The organism is Streptomyces sp. NPDC090022 (genome assembly GCF_044748145.1).
In the GTDB taxonomy this organism is placed as follows: Bacteria; Actinomycetota; Actinomycetes; order Streptomycetales; family Streptomycetaceae; genus Streptomyces.
Genome location: NZ_JBIVFN010000006.1, coordinates 164464 through 177086, shown reverse-complemented (window position 1 = coordinate 177086; position 12623 = coordinate 164464). Strand labels below are relative to the sequence as shown.

Below are 12623 nucleotides of genomic sequence, written 5' to 3'. Positions count from 1 at the left end.
GGTGTGCGCACAGCCTGCCGGCTACAGCGCGAGCAGCTCCTTGGTCGTAATGGTGAGTAGCTCGGGACCGCCGTCCGCCTCGGGGCGCACGACGAGCGTGTCATCGATCCGGACACCTCCCCGGCCGGGGAGGTGAACCCCCGGTTCGACGGTGACCGGCACGCAAGCGTCCAGTTTACCCATTGCCGTAGGTGCAAGCTGCGGGTCCTCGTCGATTTCCAGACCGACGCCGTGTCCGGTCGACGGGGAGAGCGCCTCGCCGTGGCCGGCGGAGCCCAGGACCGAGCGCGCGGCATGATCGACATCGCGGTAGGCGGCGCCGGGCAGCAGGGCCTCCCGGCCGGCCCGCTGGGCCGCGAAGACCAGGTCGTAGAGCTCGATCTGCCAGTCCGCGGGCGTGGTGCCGATCACGAAGGTACGGCCGATCTCGCAGCGGTAGCCGCGGTAGCTGGCGCCCAGGCAGACGGAGAGGAAGTCGCCCTCCTCGACCCGGCGGTCGGAGGGGCGGTGCCGGGACCGCCCGGAGTGCGGCCCGGTTCCGACGGAGGTGGGGAAGGCGGGCCCGTCGGCGCCGTGGTCGACGAGCCGGCGCTCCAGCTCCAGCGCCAGATGCCGCTCGGTACGGCCGACGAGGATCGACTCCAGCAGCTCGCCGAGGGCCTGGTCGGCGATCTCGGCGGCGATCCGCAGGCAGGCGATCTCCTCCTCGTCCTTGACCAGGCGCTGCTGCTCGACGGCGGTGCCGAGGTCGCCGAGCCGCAGCCCGGGCGCGACGGAGCGCAGGGCGCGGTGGCGGGCGACGGTGAGGTGGTGCTCCTCGACGGCGAGGGAGTCGGCCCGCTGGGCGGCGGCGAGGTCGGCGCCGGCGACGGCGGGGTCGCCGCCGCGGGTGGGCAGGACCGAGACCCGCAGGTGCTCGTCGAGCCGGCCCTCCTCGGGTTCGCCGGTGGGCGCGCCGGCGCAGAACAGCACGTCCTCGGCCGGCCCGATCAGCAGCACGGCGTCGGCGGGGCCGGCGCCGGCCAGGTAGCGGACGTTGGCCGGACGCGTGATCAGGGCGGCGGCGGTGCCGGCTGCGGCGCAGCGGTCGCGGAGCAGGCCACGGCGGGCGGCGTACACGTCTGACATGTCTTCGAGCCTACGAGCGCGACCCGCCCGAGGCGCGCCGAGCGCGTCCGCCCGAGCACACCCCCCGCCCCCACACCCAACCAGCCCGCGGCCCCCGCGCGACACCGGCCGGGAACACGCACTGGCGGGAAGGCCCGGTGGGGCAGCGGTCGGGGAGGCCCCGTGCGGCGGCCCATCGAGGAGATCCCGTGGGGCTGCCGCGGAACGTCGCGGCCACGGCGCGGGGGCTGGCGGGGAGACGCCCGGGGCGACCGGACGGGCGGCGGGCGCCGGGCGGGAGACACCCCCGGGCAGCCGGGCGGGCGTAGGCCGCCGCACCGCCATGGTGCGGTGCCGCGGGTCACCAGCCCGCCGGGGTCGCTATCGCGCGGGCCAGGGCTTCGTCCAGGGCTCGGGCCGTGCCCTCGACGTCGAGGTGGGAGTTGTCGATGATCGGCAGGCCTGAGCCGTACCAGCCGGCCATCCGGCCGTGGATCCGGGCGACCTCCTCGTCCGAGAGCCGCCGGTTGCCGGAGCGTTCGGCGTTGCGCTCCAGGACGATCTCCAGGCCGGGCAGCAGCACGACGGGCAGCAGGTTCGGGCCCACGTGCCGCTTCCAGCCGCCGAGGCCGACCACCGGCCGGTCGGGGAAGACCGCGTCGTCGAGGATGCAGGAGATGCCGTTGGCCAGGAAGTTACGGGCGGCGAAGCCGCAGGTGCGGCGGGCGAGGCGGTACTGGGCCTCGGAGTGGTCGTTCCAGCCCGCCTGCGGGTCGGCGAAGCCGGAGCAGACCCACTCGCGGACGTCGTCGAGGCTGATGTGCGCGGTCGGCACCGGGCGGGTGCCCGCCCAGTGCCGGGCCACGGTGGTCTTGCCCGCGCCCGCCGGGCCGATCAGCAGCACCGCGAGCGTGGCGGTCCCGGTGCCCGGCACGGGGGGTGCGACGGGGGCCGCGGGGGCGGGCGGCGCCGGCGCCACGGGCGGCAGCGGGATGTGCCCGGTGGCCTCCGGGACCGGCGCGACCGGCCAGCCCTGCGCAGGGGGTATCGGCGGCTGTCCCGAGGAAGGTCCCCAGCCCCCCACTCCATGCTGCATCCGCTGCCACTCCGTCTCGCTCGTTCAGGCGCCTGATGCGAGAACGTTATCTCAGCCCTGGACTTCCTCCGCCAGCGCGCGCAGCGCCAGCCGGTAGGAGCCCAGGCCGAAGCCGGCGACGGTGCCGCTGGCCACGGAGGCGATGACCGAGGTGTGCCGGAACTCCTCGCGGGCGTACGGGTTGGAGATGTGCACCTCGATGAGCGGCGCGGTCCGCTGGGCGGCCGCGTCGCGCATGGCGTACGAGTAGTGCGTGAACGCGCCGGGGTTGATGACGACCGGGATCCGGCCGTCCGCGGCCTCGTGCAGCCAGCGCACCAGCTCGCCCTCGTCGTTGGTCTCGCGGACCTCGACGGCGAAGCCGAGCTCGGCGCCCAGCTTCGTGCAGGTCTCCACCAGGCCCGCGTACGAGGTCGATCCGTACACGTCGGGCTCGCGCGACCCGAGCCTGCCGAGGTTGGGGCCGTTGAGGACCAGGACCGGGCGGCTCACGCGGACACCTCGCCGTACGCGGCGATCAGGTGGGCCGGGTCGGGGCCCTCCAGGACGGTGGGCTTGGCCAGGCCGTCCAGGACGATGAAGCGCAGCAGGTTGCCCCGGGACTTCTTGTCGACCTGCATGGTCTGGAGCAGCTTGGGCCACTGGTCGCCGCGGTAGGTCAGCGGCAGCCCGACGGCGGCCAGGATCTCCCGGTGCCGGTCGGCCGTCGCGTCGTCGAGGCGGCCGGCGAGCCGGCCGAGCTCGGCGGCGAAGACCATGCCGACGGACACGGCCGCGCCGTGCCGCCACTTGTAGCGCTCGTTCTTCTCGATGGCGTGCGCGAGGGTGTGGCCGTAGTTCAGGATCTCCCGGAGGCCCGACTCCTTGAGGTCGCTGGAGACGACGTCCGCCTTGACCTGGATGGACCGCACGATCAGCTCGGCCGTGTGCGGGCCCGCCGGGGTGCGGGCCGCCTGCGGGTCGGCCTCGATCAGGTCGAGGATCACCGGGTCGGAGATGAAGCCGGCCTTGATGATCTCGGCGAGGCCCGACACGTAGTCGTTGACCGGGAGGGACTCCAGCGCGGCGAGGTCGCACAGCACGCCCGCCGGCGGGTGGAAGGCGCCCACCAGGTTCTTGCCCTCGGCGGTGTTGATGCCGGTCTTGCCGCCGACGGCCGCGTCCACCATCGCCAGGACCGTGGTCGGTACGGCGATCCAGCGCACCCCGCGCAGCCAGCTGGCCGCGACGAAGCCGGCGAGGTCGGTGGTGGCGCCGCCGCCGACCCCGACGATCACGTCGGTGCGGGTGAAGCCGGACTGGCCCAGCGCCTTCCAGCAGTACGCCGCGACCTCGACGGTCTTGGCCTCCTCGGCGTTCGGCACCTGGATGGCGACCGCCTCGTAGCCCTGCTCGGCGAGGTCCGCCCGCAGCGCCTCGCCGGTCTCGGCGAGGGCCTCGGGGTGGATCACGGCGACCCTCTGGGCCTGGGTGCCGATCAGCGTGCCCAGCTCGCCGAGCAGCTGCCGGCCGACCAGCACGTCGTACGCGGGGTGCCCGGCGCTCGCGCCGACCGTGATCCGCGTGACCTGGTCCTGGTGCTCCGTCATGCGTCCTTCAACTCCAGTGCGTCGAGGACCGCCTGGGCGACCTCTTCGGGGGTGCGGTCGTCGGTGGCCACCACGACGCGCGCGACTTCGGTGTACAGGGGGCGGCGCGCCTCCATCAGCTCGCGCCACTGCCGTCGCGGGTTGATCGCGAGCAGCGGGCGGGCGGCGCCGAGGCCGACCCGCCGTACGGCTTCCTCGACGTCCATCGACAGGTAGACGACGGGCCGCCCGGACAGCAGGGCCCGGGTGCCCGCGTCGAGCACCGCGCCGCCGCCGAGGGCGAGGACCCCGGTGTGCTCGGCGACGGCGGCCGCGACCGCCGCCCGCTCCAGCGCACGGAAGTGCGGCTCGCCCTCGTCGACGAAGATGTCGGAGATCGCCCGGCCCTCGGCCGCCACGATGTCCGCGTCTGTGTCCCGGTAGGGGACGCCGAGCCGCTCGGCGAGCAGCGCCCCCACCGTGGACTTGCCGGAGCCCATGGGGCCGACGAGGACGACCAGCGGGCCGCTGCCGGGTCCGGCCGTCACCGGATCTGGAGGTTGTCGAGGTAGGACTGCACGTTGCGGCGGGTCTCGGGGACGGAGTCGCCGCCGAACTTCTCCACGACGGCGTCCGCGAGGACGAGCGCGACCATGGCCTCGGCGACGATGCCGGCGGCCGGGACGGCGCAGACGTCGGAACGCTGGTGGTGGGCGGCGGCGGCCTCGCCGGTGGCCACGTCCACGGTCGCCAGGGCCCGGGGCACGGTGGCGATCGGCTTCATGGCGGCGCGCACGCGCAGCAGCTCACCGGTGGTCAGGCCGCCCTCGGTGCCGCCGGAACGGCCGGAGGTGCGCCGGATGCCCTCGGGCGTGGCGACGATCTCGTCGTGGGCCTGGGAGCCGGGGACGCGGGCCAGCTCGAAGCCGTCGCCGACCTCGACGCCCTTGATGGCCTGGATGCCCATGAGCGCGGCCGCCAGGCGCGCGTCGAGGCGGCGGTCCCAGTGGACGTGCGAGCCGAGGCCGACCGGGACGCCGTACGCGAGGACCTCGACGACGCCGCCGAGGGTGTCGCCGTCCTTGTGGGCCTGGTCGATCTCGGCGACCATCGCCTTCGACGCGTCGGCGTCGAGGCAGCGGACCGGGTCGGCGTCGAGCTTGTCGACGTCGGCGGGGGTCGGGTAGACGCCGTACGGGGCCTTGGCAGAGGCCAGCTCCACGACGTGCGAGACGATCTCGATGCCCGCGGCCTCCTTGAGGAAGGACCGGGCGACGGCGCCGAGGGCCACGCGGGCGGCCGTCTCGCGGGCGCTGGCGCGCTCCAGGATCGGGCGGGCCTCGTCGAAGCCGTACTTCTGCATGCCCGCGAGGTCGGCGTGGCCGGGGCGGGGGCGGGTCAGCGGCGCGTTGCGGCCGGTCTCCTTGAGCAGCGAGGGGTCCACGGGGTCGGCCGACATGACCGTCTCCCACTTGGGCCACTCGGTGTTGCCCACCATGACGGCGATCGGGGAGCCGAGGGAGAGGCCATGGCGGACGCCGCCGAGGAAGGTGATCTCGTCCTGCTCGAACTTCATCCGGGCACCGCGGCCATAGCCCAGCCGACGGCGGGCCAGGTGGTCGGCCACCAGCTCGGTGGTGACCGGAACGCCGGCGGGGAGACCCTCCAGCGTCGCTACCAGCGCCGGTCCGTGCGACTCCCCAGCGGTCAGCCAACGCAACCTGCTCAACGATGCTCCTCATGCTCGCGCCTGGTACAGCGACGGCGCGGCCGGGTGCGCAGCCCGTGCCCGCCTCACCCGATCCTCCCACGTCCGGGCAGGTGAAACGGCCTCCGGTCCAGCTATCGGACGCCATTGTGGCAAGTTGCGGCTACCGGACGGTAGCTCTCCGCCTTCGCAGCCGCCTCACGGCGCTCCACAGCAGGAGGCCCGCCACGGTCGCGATGAGGGTCGCCTTGAGCCAGTCCGGCATGCTGCCCACGAGCATGCGGAGGAACAGCACGACCCCGTACGCCACGTCGTCCTTCGACGCCAGGATCCAGCCGCGCTCGATTCCGTCCATGGTCCCTCACCCTCGAATGTGCAGGCGGGGAGCCTATCGGGCGGCCAGTGCCCGTTCTCCGGCGGCCCGCATGGCGGCCAGCGGGCCGGGGCGGCCGGTCATCTGGCCGACCTGGAGGACGGCCTGGTGGACCAGGAGGTCCAGGCCGCCGACCAGCGTGCCGCCGCGCTCGTCCCAGGCGGCCGCGAGCGCGGTCGGCCAGGGGTCGTACAGCACGTCGAACAGGGTCCCGGGCGCCTGCGGCACCGCGGCGGCCAGGGCGTCGGTGGTCCCGGCCGGGGTGGTCGCGATCACCAGGGGCGCGGTCAGCGCCCCGGCCGCCGCCGACCAGTCGGCCGTACGGACCTCCACGCCGAGCCGCTCGCCCCACTGGCGCATCTCGGCGGCGCGGCCTGCGCTGCGGACGTACGCCGTCACCTCGCCGGAGCAGATCCGCGCCAGCGCGGCCAGCGCCGAGGAGGCGGTGGCGCCGGCGCCGAGCACGGCGGCGGACGGGACCGTGTCGATGCCCCGCTCGTGCAGGGCGGCGACGATGCCGGGGATGTCGGTGTTGTCGCCGACCCGTCGGCCGTCCTCGGTGAGGACGACCGTGTTGACCGCCTCGACGGAGGCGGCGGTGTCGCTGATCCCGTCCAGCAGCGGGATGATCGCCCGCTTGAGCGGCATCGTCAGCGACAGGCCCGCCCACTCCGCGCCGAGGCCGGCCATGAACCGCGGGAGCGCGGCCTCGTCCACCTCGAACCGGTCGTAGGACCAGTCGGCGAGGCCGAGCTCCTGATAGGCGGCGCGGTGCAGCACCGGTGAGAGGGAGTGCTCGATGGGGGATCCCAGCACCGCGGCCCGTATGCGTGACATGTCTCGGCTACCCGCCACTCTTCTTCTTCTGACGCTCGTTGAATTCGGCGACCAGTTTCTCGTGTTCGTCGAAGGTCTGGGTGAAGGTCGTCTTCTTCCCGTCGACCGATACGAAGAACATCCAGCCGCCACCGTCCGGGTTGAGCGCCGCGTTGACGGCGTCGTCGCCCGGGTTGCCGATCGGGCCGGGGGTGAGGCCCTTGTAGAAGTACGTGTTGTACGGGTTGTCGAGGGTACGCGTCTCGCTGCGGGAGACGTTGATGTTGCTCGTGCCCTTGAGGTAGTTGATCGTCGAGTCGAACTCGAGCTTCTGGTTCGTGACGTCGTTGGTCGGCTTGAGGCGGTTGTAGATGACCTCGGACATCCGCTTGAAGTCGTCGTGGTTCATGCCCTCGGCCTGGACCAGCGAGGCGACCGTGACCAGTTGCAGCGGCGAGGAGAGGCCGAGCGCCTTGGACTTGGCCTCGACGCCGTGGGCGGCGTAGGACTCGTTGGCCTTCGCCACCATCTTCTTGAGCAGGTCCTCGGGCTTCATGTCGTGCGCGAGGTCGTAGCGCGCCGGGTAGAGGAACCCTTCCAGCGGGTCCTTCATCTTCGGGTTGTCGCTGTCGGCCCAGGCGGGCAGGCCCAGGTTCTTCAGCTCCCGCTTCGCGGTCTCCTGCGTCGTGCCGTCGGACAGCTTGAGCTTCTTGTCGATCATCTGGTAGACGGCGGCGTTGCGCATGCCCTCGGCGATGGTGACCACGTTGAGCTTCGAGGGGTCCGTCATCAGCTCGACGGCCTCGCGGGCCGACATCTGTTTGCGCAGCGGGTAGAGGCCGGGCTGGATGTTCCCGCCCTTGGGGTGGGCCTGCGCGGCGGAGACGAACGCCCCTGCGCTGGCCACCACACCCTTGGCCTTGAGGATGCGGCCCATCTCACCGAGGCCCGAACCGTTGGGGATCTCGACGTCGATGGGGTCGGTACCCGCACCGGTGAAGTCCGCGTCGGCGCCGAACTTGTTCTCGATGAAGCTGTAGCCGTAGTAGCCGCCACCGCCGACGATGCCCAGCAGGACCATGGAGGTGAACAGGCAGGCCACACCGTTGCGGCTCTTCTTCTTGCCCTTGCCCTTGCCCTTGCCCGCCTTGCCCTTGCCGCCGCGGGCGCTCGCGCGGTCGGCGCGGCGGCCGGCGGCGGGCGCCTCGGCGCCGTCGTCGTCGCCGTCCCCGGCGGGGCGCGGGTCGTCCTCGTGTCCGAGGGCGGTGGAGTCGTCGAGGACCTCGTCCTGCCACTCCTCGGCCTGCTCCTCGGCCTCGGCCCGGCGGTGGGGCGGGACGGGCGGCGGGTAGGCCTCGGGGGTGGCGTAGAGGTCGGCGGTCTCGCCGGGGTAGACGGCGGGCTGCTGTCCGTACGGATCGGCGCCCCCGTACGCGTCGGGGCCGACGTAGGGATCGGCCACCGCCTGCGGGGCCTGGGGGTACGCGGTCTGGGGCTGGGCAGCCTGCCCGATCATCTGACCGGTATCCCAGACCTGCGCGCCGTACGTCTGCTGCGGCGCGGACATCATCTGCGGGTACGCCTGCTGCTGGTGCTGCGGGTACTGCTCAGCGTGGTACTGCTCGGCCTGGTACTGCTCCGGGTAGGGCTGCTGTTGCTGGTACTGCTGCCCCTGGTACTCCTGCGGGTACTGCTGCTGGTACTGCGGCTCCTGGGCATGGTGCTGCGGGACCTGATGCTGTCCCGTCCACCCCGGGTCCCCGTACAGGGGGTCCTCGGGGTGCCACGGTTCGGGTGCCTGGCCCCGTCCATACTCAGTCATCGATCCCCTAAGGCGCCGCGTCGAAGAGCCGACGGCTGTTCGAAATGCCGCCACTTCGCGCGGAACGTTACCGTATCGCGATCAGATGACCACTTCGACGCACTCACCGGGGGGATTACCAGATACCCGTTCGGTCTCAAGAGCGTTTTGAAGGATGATCACGGCAGCGGCCTGGTCGATGACCGAGCGGCCCTTCTTGGCACTGCGCCCCGAGGCCCGCAGCCCCTGGGCGGCGGTCACCGTCGTCATCCGCTCGTCGACCAGCCGGACGGGCACCGGTTTGATGCCCCTGGCCAGCTCCGTCGCGAACGTGCGCACCTTGGCCGCGGCCGGCCCCTCCCGCCCGCTGAGCGAGCGGGGCAGGCCGACCACGACTTCGAGCGGCTCGTACTCCGCGACGAGCTGGCGCAGCCGCCGGTGGGCGGCCGGGACGTCCCGTCCCGGCACGGTCTCCACCGGCGTGGCGAGCACCCCGTCGGGGTCGCACGAGGCGACCCCGATCCGGGCGTCCCCGACGTCGACGGCGAGCCGACGTCCTCTGCGCAGCGTCATGCTCAGGCCGTCTCTACGACGAGCCGCTCGACCGCGGCGATGGCCTCCGGCACGGCGGCCGGGTTCTGGCCGCCGCCCTGGGCGACGTCCGGCTTGCCGCCACCGCCGCCACCGAGGGTCTTGGCGGCCGTGCGTACCAGGTCACCGGCCTTGAGACCGCGCTCGCGCGCGGCCTCGTTGGTGGCGACGACGGTCAGCGGGCGGCCACCCGCCACGGTGAACAGGGCCACGACGGCCGGGCGGTCGCCCTGGATGCGGCCGCGGACGTCCAGGACCAGCTTGCGCAGGTCGTCGGCGCCGATGCCGTCCGCCACCTGGCCGACGACGAGGGCGACGCCGCGGATGTCCTGGGCGTTCCCGGCCAGACCGGCGGCGGCCTGGAGGACCTTCTCCGCGCGGAACTTCTCGATCTCCTTCTCGGCGTCCTTCAGCTTGCCGAGCATGGCGGAGATCTTCTCCGGCAGCTCCTCGGGGCGGCCCTTGACCAGCTCCTGGAGCTGGGCGACGACCGTGTGCTCCTTGGCGAGGAAGTTGTACGCGTCCACGCCCACCAGGGCCTCGACGCGGCGCACACCGGAGCCGATGGAGGACTCGCCGAGCAGCTTCACCAGACCCAGCTGGGCGGTGTTGCCGACGTGGGTGCCGCCGCACAGCTCCTTGGAGAAGTCGCCGATGGTGACGACGCGGACGCGCTCGCCGTACTTCTCGCCGAACTCGGCGATGGCGCCCTGCTTCTTCGCCTCGTCGATGCTCATGATCTCGGCGGTGACGTCGAGCTCGCGGGAGAGCACGTCGTTGATCTTCTGCTCGACGTCGGTGAGCACCGAGCCGGGAACGGCGTTCGGCGAGCCGAAGTCGAAGCGGAAGCGGCCGGGGCTGTTCTCGGAACCGGCCTGGGCGGCCGTCGGGCCGAGCGCGTCACGCAGCGCCTGGTGGGTCAGGTGCGTGGCCGAGTGGGCACGGGCGATGGCCCGGCGGCGCTTGACGTCGATGGCGGCGTACGCGGAGGCGCCCACCGTCACCTCGCCGACCTGGACGGATCCCTTGTGCACGGAGACACCGGGAACCGGCTGCTGGACGTCACGGACCTCGATGACGGCGCCGGAGTCGAGCTTGATGCGGCCCTGGTCGGCGAGCTGGCCGCCGCCCTCGGCGTAGAAGGGGGTGCGGTCGAGGACGACCTCGACCTCGTCGCCCTCGGAGGCGGCGGGCGCGGGCAGGCCGTTGACCAGCAGGCCGACGACGGTGGACTCGCCCTGGGTGGTGGCGTAGCCGGTGAACTCGGTGGCGCCGGCGTTGTCGGCGATCAGGCGGTAGGCGGAGACGTCGGCGTGGCCGGTCTTCTTGGCCTTGGCGTCGGCCTTGGCGCGGTCGCGCTGCTCCTGCATCAGGCGCCGGAAGCCGCTCTCGTCCACGGAGAGGCCCTGCTCGGCGGCCATCTCCAGGGTGAGGTCGATCGGGAAGCCCCAGGTGTCGTGGAGCAGGAACGCCTTGTCGCCGGAGAGGACCGTGCCGCCGGCGGCCTTGGTCTCGGTGACGGCGGTGTCGAGGATGTTCGTTCCACCCTTCAGAGCCTTGAGGAAGGCGGCCTCCTCGGCGAGCGCGACGGTCTCGATGCGCTTGCGGTCGGTGATCAGCTCCGGGTACTGCTGCCCCATCGTGTCGATCACGACGTCGAGGAGCTCCTGGACGACCGGGCCGGTGGCGCCCATGAGACGCATGTTGCGGATGGCGCGGCGCATGATGCGGCGCAGCACGTAGCCGCGGCCCTCGTTGCCGGGGGTGACGCCGTCGCCGATGAGCATGACGGAGGTGCGCATGTGGTCGGCGACCACGCGCATGGACACGTCGGTGTCCTGGGCGGCTCCGTAACGGACGCCGGTCAGCTCCGTGGCCTTGTCCATGACCACGCGCAGGGTGTCGGTCTCGTACATGTTCTGCACGCCCTGCAGGATCATGGCGAGGCGCTCGAGGCCGAGGCCGGTGTCGATGTTCTTCGACGGCAGGTCGCCGAGGATCGGGAAGTCCTCCTTCCCGTCACCGGCGCCGCGCTCGTACTGCATGAAGACGAGGTTCCAGATCTCGACGTACCGCTCGTCGTTGACGGCCGGGCCGCCCTCGACGCCGAACTCGGGGCCGCGGTCGTAGTTGATCTCCGAGCAGGGGCCGCAGGGGCCGGGGACGCCCATGGACCAGAAGTTGTCCTTCTTGCCCAGGCGCTGGATGCGCTCGGCCGGGACGCCGATCTTGTCGCGCCAGATGGCCTCGGCCTCGTCGTCGTCGAGGTAGACGGTGATCCAGAGCTTCTCCGGCTCCAGGCCGTAGCCGCCGTCCGCCACGGGGCTGGTGAGCAGCTCCCAGGCGTACTGGATGGCGCCTTCCTTGAAGTAGTCGCCGAAGGAGAAGTTGCCGCACATCTGGAAGAACGTGCCGTGCCGGGTGGTCTTGCCGACCTCTTCGATGTCCGGCGTACGGACGCACTTCTGGACGCTGGTGGCGCGCGGGGCCGGCGGCTTGGTCTCACCGAGGAAGTACGGCTTGAAGGGCACCATGCCCGCGTTGACCAGCAGCAGAGTCGGGTCGTCCGCGATGAGCGACGCCGAAGGGACAACGGTGTGACCGCGCTCCTCGAAGAAGCTCAGCCAGCGGCGGCGAATCTCAGCCGACTCCATCAGTGGTCCTCATTCCGGTTGTACGTGACCCTCAGGGGGCCCGAACGGTGGTCGTGGTCGTTCTGGATGGCCCGCAGCCGTCGCTGCCCGGGCAGGGCGGTGACGTTGCCGGGCCGGTCGGGGTCGGCTCGCAACCCCAGTGCATCGTTCAGCTCGTCCTCGCGCTGCAGCATTCCCGCCTTCACGTCGAGCGCGAAGTCCTTGAGCCGGTGGCCCGCCTCCAGTGCCTTGTCGGCGGCCTGTGCGGCGAGGCTCTCCGGGGTCAGCTGCTTGAGCTTGCGGTTGACCTTGGTGGTGGCCCACACGCCGGCGGCTGCGCCTGCGGTGAACCAGAAGGTACGGCGGAACATCGCGGTTTCAGTCCTTCTGCTTGCGGCGCCATGCGGAACGGGCGGTCCGTGCCCCCGGCACGGTGCGTCCGACGATCACGGTACGGCGGGACTCGCGGGCGGCCGGTGCGTCACCGTCGCGGCCCATGGCCTTGCGCACGCCGTAGCCGAAAGCCGCCACCTTGACCAGCGGGCCGCCGAAGGTGGAGGCCACGGTCGAGGAGAGCGCGGACGCGTTGGAGGTGACCTCCTGGACGTCACTGGCGATCGCGTCGACCCGGTCGAGCTGGGTACGCGCGGAACGGACCGTGGTGGAGGCGTCCGCCAGGAGCGGGACGGCCTGCTCGGTCACGTCCGCCACCAGCTTGGTGGCCGCCTTGAGCGTCTGGGCGAGCCGCACCAGCACCACGGCCAGGAACGAGACCAGGATCGCCCAGAAGACGGCCACGAGGATCCCGGCCACCTCTCCACCGGACACGTTGCACCGCTCCCTGCACGTAGAAAAGTCGTCCCCCGACCCTATCGCGCCGGGAGCGGGCCGTCGTACCGGAATTCCGGGACGGACGGGAACGGCGAAACC

Annotated in this window: 13 protein-coding genes; all 13 read right to left on the bottom strand. The window is 72.2% G+C overall.

Features of this window, described 5'->3' with window-relative positions; translation table 11 throughout:
- Positions 1 to 21: 21 nt before the first annotated feature.
- Positions 22 to 1128, bottom strand: coding sequence for an aminopeptidase P family protein (locus tag ACIPXB_RS15330; protein WP_401449314.1), 1107 nt, complete (start codon positions 1126 to 1128; stop codon positions 22 to 24).
- A gap of 340 nt (positions 1129 to 1468) precedes the next feature.
- Positions 1469 to 2203 (bottom strand): AAA family ATPase, encoded by a 735-nt coding sequence (locus ACIPXB_RS15325; protein WP_401449311.1) that lies wholly within the window; start codon positions 2201 to 2203, stop codon positions 1469 to 1471.
- A gap of 51 nt (positions 2204 to 2254) precedes the next feature.
- On the bottom strand, positions 2255 to 2695 hold the full coding sequence (gene aroQ, locus ACIPXB_RS15320) for a type II 3-dehydroquinate dehydratase (RefSeq protein WP_401449308.1): 441 nt from the start codon (positions 2693 to 2695) through the stop codon (positions 2255 to 2257).
- Positions 2692 to 3792 carry a 3-dehydroquinate synthase gene (gene aroB / locus ACIPXB_RS15315; RefSeq protein ID WP_401449305.1) on the bottom strand — a complete coding sequence of 367 codons (1101 nt, stop codon included), beginning with the start codon at positions 3790 to 3792 and terminating at the stop codon, positions 2692 to 2694. Before aroB ends, aroQ begins: the two co-directional genes overlap by 4 nt.
- A complete protein-coding gene (locus ACIPXB_RS15310; RefSeq protein WP_401449622.1) occupies positions 3789 to 4271 on the bottom strand; it encodes a shikimate kinase in 483 nt (160 codons plus the stop codon). The genes aroB and ACIPXB_RS15310 overlap by 4 nt, the downstream gene beginning before the upstream one ends.
- A 44-nt stretch (positions 4272 to 4315) precedes the next feature.
- The gene (gene aroC, locus ACIPXB_RS15305; RefSeq protein WP_401449302.1) at positions 4316 to 5500 is read right to left on the bottom strand and encodes a chorismate synthase; all 1185 of its coding nucleotides are present in this window, start codon (positions 5498 to 5500) and stop codon (positions 4316 to 4318) included.
- Between the two features lie 142 nt (positions 5501 to 5642).
- Entirely contained in the window at positions 5643 to 5834 is a 192-nt protein-coding gene (locus ACIPXB_RS15300; RefSeq protein ID WP_401449299.1) for a hypothetical protein, read from the bottom strand.
- A 33-nt stretch (positions 5835 to 5867) separates the two neighbouring features.
- A complete protein-coding gene (locus ACIPXB_RS15295; protein WP_401449296.1) occupies positions 5868 to 6689 on the bottom strand; it encodes a shikimate dehydrogenase in 822 nt (273 codons plus the stop codon).
- Positions 6690 to 6696: 7 nt separating this feature from the next.
- A complete protein-coding gene (gene mltG / locus ACIPXB_RS15290) occupies positions 6697 to 8490 on the bottom strand; it encodes an endolytic transglycosylase MltG (protein ID WP_401449293.1) in 1794 nt (597 codons plus the stop codon).
- 81 nt (positions 8491 to 8571) lie between these two features.
- Positions 8572 to 9042 (bottom strand): Holliday junction resolvase RuvX, encoded by a 471-nt coding sequence (ruvX, locus tag ACIPXB_RS15285; protein WP_401449290.1) that lies wholly within the window; start codon positions 9040 to 9042, stop codon positions 8572 to 8574.
- 2 nt (positions 9043 to 9044) lie between these two features.
- A complete protein-coding gene (gene alaS / locus ACIPXB_RS15280; RefSeq protein WP_401449287.1) occupies positions 9045 to 11714 on the bottom strand; it encodes an alanine--tRNA ligase in 2670 nt (889 codons plus the stop codon).
- Positions 11714 to 12064, bottom strand: coding sequence for a hypothetical protein (locus ACIPXB_RS15275; RefSeq protein WP_401449284.1), 351 nt, complete (start codon positions 12062 to 12064; stop codon positions 11714 to 11716). The genes alaS and ACIPXB_RS15275 overlap by 1 nt, the downstream gene beginning before the upstream one ends.
- A gap of 7 nt (positions 12065 to 12071) precedes the next feature.
- Positions 12072 to 12521: a DUF948 domain-containing protein gene (locus ACIPXB_RS15270; RefSeq protein WP_401449281.1), complete on the bottom strand. Its 450-nt coding sequence runs from the start codon at positions 12519 to 12521 to the stop codon at positions 12072 to 12074.
- Positions 12522 to 12623 lie beyond the last annotated feature (102 nt).

What these genes read in the sequence shown, in the direction of transcription:
- ACIPXB_RS15330 (WP_401449314.1), bottom strand. Translation starts at nt 1,128, where the DNA reads ATGTCAGACGTGTACGCCGCCCGCCGTGGCCTGCTCCGCGACCGCTGC.
- ACIPXB_RS15325 (WP_401449311.1), bottom strand. Translation starts at nt 2,203, where the DNA reads ATGCAGCATGGAGTGGGGGGCTGGGGACCTTCCTCGGGACAGCCGCCG.
- aroB (WP_401449305.1), bottom strand. Translation starts at nt 3,792, where the DNA reads ATGACGGAGCACCAGGACCAGGTCACGCGGATCACGGTCGGCGCGAGC.
- ACIPXB_RS15310 (WP_401449622.1), bottom strand. Translation starts at nt 4,271, where the DNA reads ATGGGCTCCGGCAAGTCCACGGTGGGGGCGCTGCTCGCCGAGCGGCTC.
- ACIPXB_RS15300 (WP_401449299.1), bottom strand. Translation starts at nt 5,834, where the DNA reads ATGGACGGAATCGAGCGCGGCTGGATCCTGGCGTCGAAGGACGACGTG.
- ACIPXB_RS15295 (WP_401449296.1), bottom strand. Translation starts at nt 6,689, where the DNA reads ATGTCACGCATACGGGCCGCGGTGCTGGGATCCCCCATCGAGCACTCC.
- mltG (WP_401449293.1), bottom strand. Translation starts at nt 8,490, where the DNA reads ATGACTGAGTATGGACGGGGCCAGGCACCCGAACCGTGGCACCCCGAG.
- ruvX (WP_401449290.1), bottom strand. Translation starts at nt 9,042, where the DNA reads ATGACGCTGCGCAGAGGACGTCGGCTCGCCGTCGACGTCGGGGACGCC.
- alaS (WP_401449287.1), bottom strand. Translation starts at nt 11,714, where the DNA reads ATGGAGTCGGCTGAGATTCGCCGCCGCTGGCTGAGCTTCTTCGAGGAG.
- ACIPXB_RS15275 (WP_401449284.1), bottom strand. Translation starts at nt 12,064, where the DNA reads ATGTTCCGCCGTACCTTCTGGTTCACCGCAGGCGCAGCCGCCGGCGTG.